The following is a 3348-nucleotide window of genomic DNA, read 5'->3' on the forward strand; positions in this document are numbered from 1 at the left end:
GTCATAGCAGAATATATAGCGAATCAGATTCATGATCGAGATGATGACTTCAAAGTAGACGGTTAAGGCCGTCTACAAACGCCCCTGAGGGCGGAGACTTTGAGCCGGCTCTTAGCCGGAACCAGGACTTTCAGTCCGTTATCCGATGCCACCGCCTTTTAGGCGGTGGTTGTTCACTCCGTAGTACGCACGTTGCCTCAAGTCGCGGATAATCGCTTCGCGCTCGCGGCTCAGATGGACGTGGGTATCGACGATCGTCGGCATCACGGTCTTGCCGGCGAGGTTTACGCGGGCGGCGCCGGCGGGCACCGAGACATCGGCCGCACGGCCGACCTGAGTAATTTTGTCGCCCTGTACGAGCAGCGTAGCGTTGTCGATGGTTCTGCCGTCGCCGACAATCACGCGCGCGCCTTCATACGCGGTGACCGGGCCGCTTCCGGTCATCGAAGTGGAGCACCCGTTGAGAAACACGGTCATGATCATAGCCGCGAATGTTGCCATAGCCATTCGGTGCATAGGAACCTCCTTAAGGTTAGAATTCGGTTGCAATATCCGTTAGCGATATCGGATTGTCAATGTTCTTCGTGGCGACGATCGGTTAAGCCACGGCGCAAGTGTTCTTGACAGCTCTGCACTGCCGAGAATAGAACAGCGGCAGCTTACTCAGGGGGGGTGCAAATGAAACGGTTTCGTCTCCCAATAGCATTGGTGGGTTGCTTGGTGACGCTGGGTTGTTTGGATACTGCGGCTGCGGCGGTCGCCGAGCTGGCGCGCCTGCGCATCAGCATCCCCGGCCTTGGCACGACGTCCTATCCCCTGATTATGGCGCAGAAGAAGGGCTATTTTCGCGCCGAAGGCTACGACGTCGAGTTGATTCCGATGACCGGCGGCTTAGCGGTGAAAACGCTCATGGCTGGCGAGGTCAATCTGACTTCGGCGGGAACCCTCGTCGCGAGCATGCAGGGCGCCAAGCTGCGCATGGTGATGGGCTTTCTGCGCCAACTGCCCTACGATCTGGTCGCCGCGCCGGAAATCAAGCGCGTGGAAGATCTGCGCGGCAAAAAAGTCGCCGTGGCGGATCGGGGCAGCGTGACTTTTATGGTCGCGCGGGCGATGCTGCAGGGCCACGGCTTGGAAGTCGACAAAGATGTGACCATTCTCGCACTGGGTCGTCCGGACGTGCGCTATCAAGCGCTGTTGATGGGGACAGCGCAGGCTGTGGTCGCCAATGTCGATGGCACCGGACTGCTGGAACCCAAGGGCTATCACTCGGTGGCGAGCGCGGGAAAGTACACCAAAGGCTTCGCCGGCTCGATTTCGGTCGCACAGGACTTGTTCGACAAGCGGCCGGATGAGGTGATGAAATATTTGCGCGCTGCGGTTAAAGGCGCGCGCGCTTATCTGGCGCTGCGCGACGAAGCAATCAAGATTACTTCGCAATGGACCAAGATCACGCCGGCAGTGGCCGCCAAAGTGCACGACTATCTCGCCGCCGGCGCGCTGGCGCCGGACGGATTGATCGATCGCGACGTCATGGAGGTGGCGATCAACGAAGCGCGCGACGGCGCCGGCATCAAGCGCGCGGTGAAACACGAGGAGATTTACGATTTCAGTTTGATGCAGCGGGTGAATGATGAATTGCGAGGATGGAGACCGTAGCAGGCAATAGGCAGGAGGCAAGAGGCAATAGCGAGGAGTCAGGATCCAATGTAGGGGGCGCGATTCATCGCGCCCGGGAGTCGGAAGGATTTATCGCAAAGAACGCCGAGAACGCAAAAGTGAGTTCCGGACAGAGAGAATTAACCGCAAAAAGCGAAAAAAGCGCAAAAGGCGCACAAAGGATTCGGATGTAGGGGCGGGTTTCAAACCCGCCCGTCTAATGTGCAGAGATACTAAATTCCGGGGAGGTCTCAAACAGGCGCAATGAAGTATACACGGCTGATTCTCGTTGCTATTTTCTATCTATGGACAGCGCATTTCGCCGCTGCGCAGGAGACCGCAGGCGCAGTGCTGGCGAAGATTGCCAAGCTCCCGCCCGAGGCGCGGCAGAAGGCCTTGGCCGAAGGCGCGCAGCGGGAGAGGGAAGTTACTTTCTATAGCTCGCTGCAGCCGCCGCAGATCGAGCCGTACGCTCGGGCATTTAGCAAGCGCTACCCATTCATCAAAGTCAATTCGGTGCGCATCTCCGGCAGCCGCGTGGTGACGCGCGTTCAGTCGGAGATGAACGGTGGGCGCAATCTGGTGGACGTCGTCAACGTGTCGGGGGAAGAAGCCGCCGCGCTCAAGAAGGTTGGCACGCTCGATCCTTACAATTCACCCCAACGCGAGTTCTATCCGCCTTCCGCCAGAGACAAAGACGGTTATTTCAGCGTCGTGTCGTTGATCACCATGGTGCTGGGCTACAACAGCAACATGGTCAAGAAAGCCGAGGCGCCGAAGAGCTACGACGATCTGCTTCAGCCTCGCTGGAAAGGCCAGATGTTTCTCGACAACGAGGCCTTTGACTGGTTCGCCGTGTTGCTCAAGCATTTGGGCCGGGAAAAGGGTTTGCAGTACATGCGCGCTTTGGCCAAACAGGATGTGACGCTGATCCGCGGGCGCACGGCGCAAGCGCAGCTCTTGGTGGCCGGTGAAAAGCCCATCGCCATCGTCCAATCGGGTAACACGATGCTGGATTACAAGGCCAAAGGTGCGCCGGTCGATTTGTCGATCCTCGATCCCTACATGGCGCTGTCCAACTACATCATGCTCGCCAAGCACGCGCCGCATCCGCATGCCGCGGCGTTGTTCATCGATTGGTCGTTGTCGGAAGAGGGGCAGCAGCTCATGACAAGCTATGGCCGGGTGATCTTGCGCAAAGGCGTGAAAAATCGATTTCCCGAGCTCGTGGAGAAGGAGCCGTTCCTCACCGACGCCGAATTTCTCGGCCCGATGTTGGAAGAGGGCGTGCGAGACTTCCGGCAAATCTTCAGCGGCGGGCGGTGAGAATAATGGCCGCGAAAAACGCAAAACAAGCAATTCGCAGTGTCTCGCGCGGAGACGCCGAGGGCGCAGAGTTCGGAAAATATTTTTCCTCTGCGATCTCTGCGCCTCTGCGCGAGAAATATCCGAAGTCCCGTAAGCGTGCGCCGTGCGCACCGCTTGGAAACGGCGGTAGTGCCATGCAAGCTGGTTCCGTTACATTTTTTGCGTGCATGCTTTTACTGGCCGCATTTGTTATCACTGTCCCACTCTGGGAGGGTTGAAGCCCTCGCCTTTAGGCGACGGCTTTAGCACGTTTTGGCGGAGCTGTGGTAATGTCTGCGGATGAAAGAATATCGACGCGGAGCGCACACCGTATTCGAAATC

The 3348-nt window shown here is 58.0% G+C and carries 3 protein-coding genes; 2 read left to right on the forward strand and 1 reads right to left on the reverse strand.

Going from position 1 to position 3348, the window contains the following annotated elements:
* Window positions 1-138: 138 nt before the first annotated feature.
* Window positions 139-507, reverse strand: a complete 369-nt coding sequence (locus FJ145_26550) for a hypothetical protein (GenBank protein ID MBM4264970.1) — start codon at window positions 505-507, stop codon at window positions 139-141.
* Window positions 508-678: 171 nt separating this feature from the next.
* Between FJ145_26550 and FJ145_26555 the strand changes: the two genes are divergently transcribed.
* Together FJ145_26555 and FJ145_26560 are read left to right on the forward strand one after the other, a co-directional pair.
* The gene (locus FJ145_26555) at window positions 679-1659 is read left to right on the forward strand and encodes a hypothetical protein (GenBank protein MBM4264971.1); all 981 of its coding nucleotides are present in this window, start codon (window positions 679-681) and stop codon (window positions 1657-1659) included.
* A gap of 264 nt (window positions 1660-1923) precedes the next feature.
* Window positions 1924-2985, forward strand: a complete 1062-nt coding sequence (locus FJ145_26560) for an extracellular solute-binding protein (protein ID MBM4264972.1) — start codon at window positions 1924-1926, stop codon at window positions 2983-2985.
* The last annotated feature ends 363 nt before the right edge of the window (window positions 2986-3348 follow it).

The organism is Deltaproteobacteria bacterium, from assembly GCA_016874755.1.
Lineage (GTDB): Bacteria > Desulfobacterota > Binatia > UBA9968 > UBA9968 > DP-20.

What these genes read in the sequence shown, in the direction of transcription:
- FJ145_26555 (MBM4264971.1), top strand. Translation starts at nt 679, where the DNA reads ATGAAACGGTTTCGTCTCCCAATAGCATTGGTGGGTTGCTTGGTGACG.
- FJ145_26550 (MBM4264970.1), bottom strand. Translation starts at nt 507, where the DNA reads ATGGCTATGGCAACATTCGCGGCTATGATCATGACCGTGTTTCTCAAC.
- FJ145_26560 (MBM4264972.1), top strand. Translation starts at nt 1,924, where the DNA reads ATGAAGTATACACGGCTGATTCTCGTTGCTATTTTCTATCTATGGACA.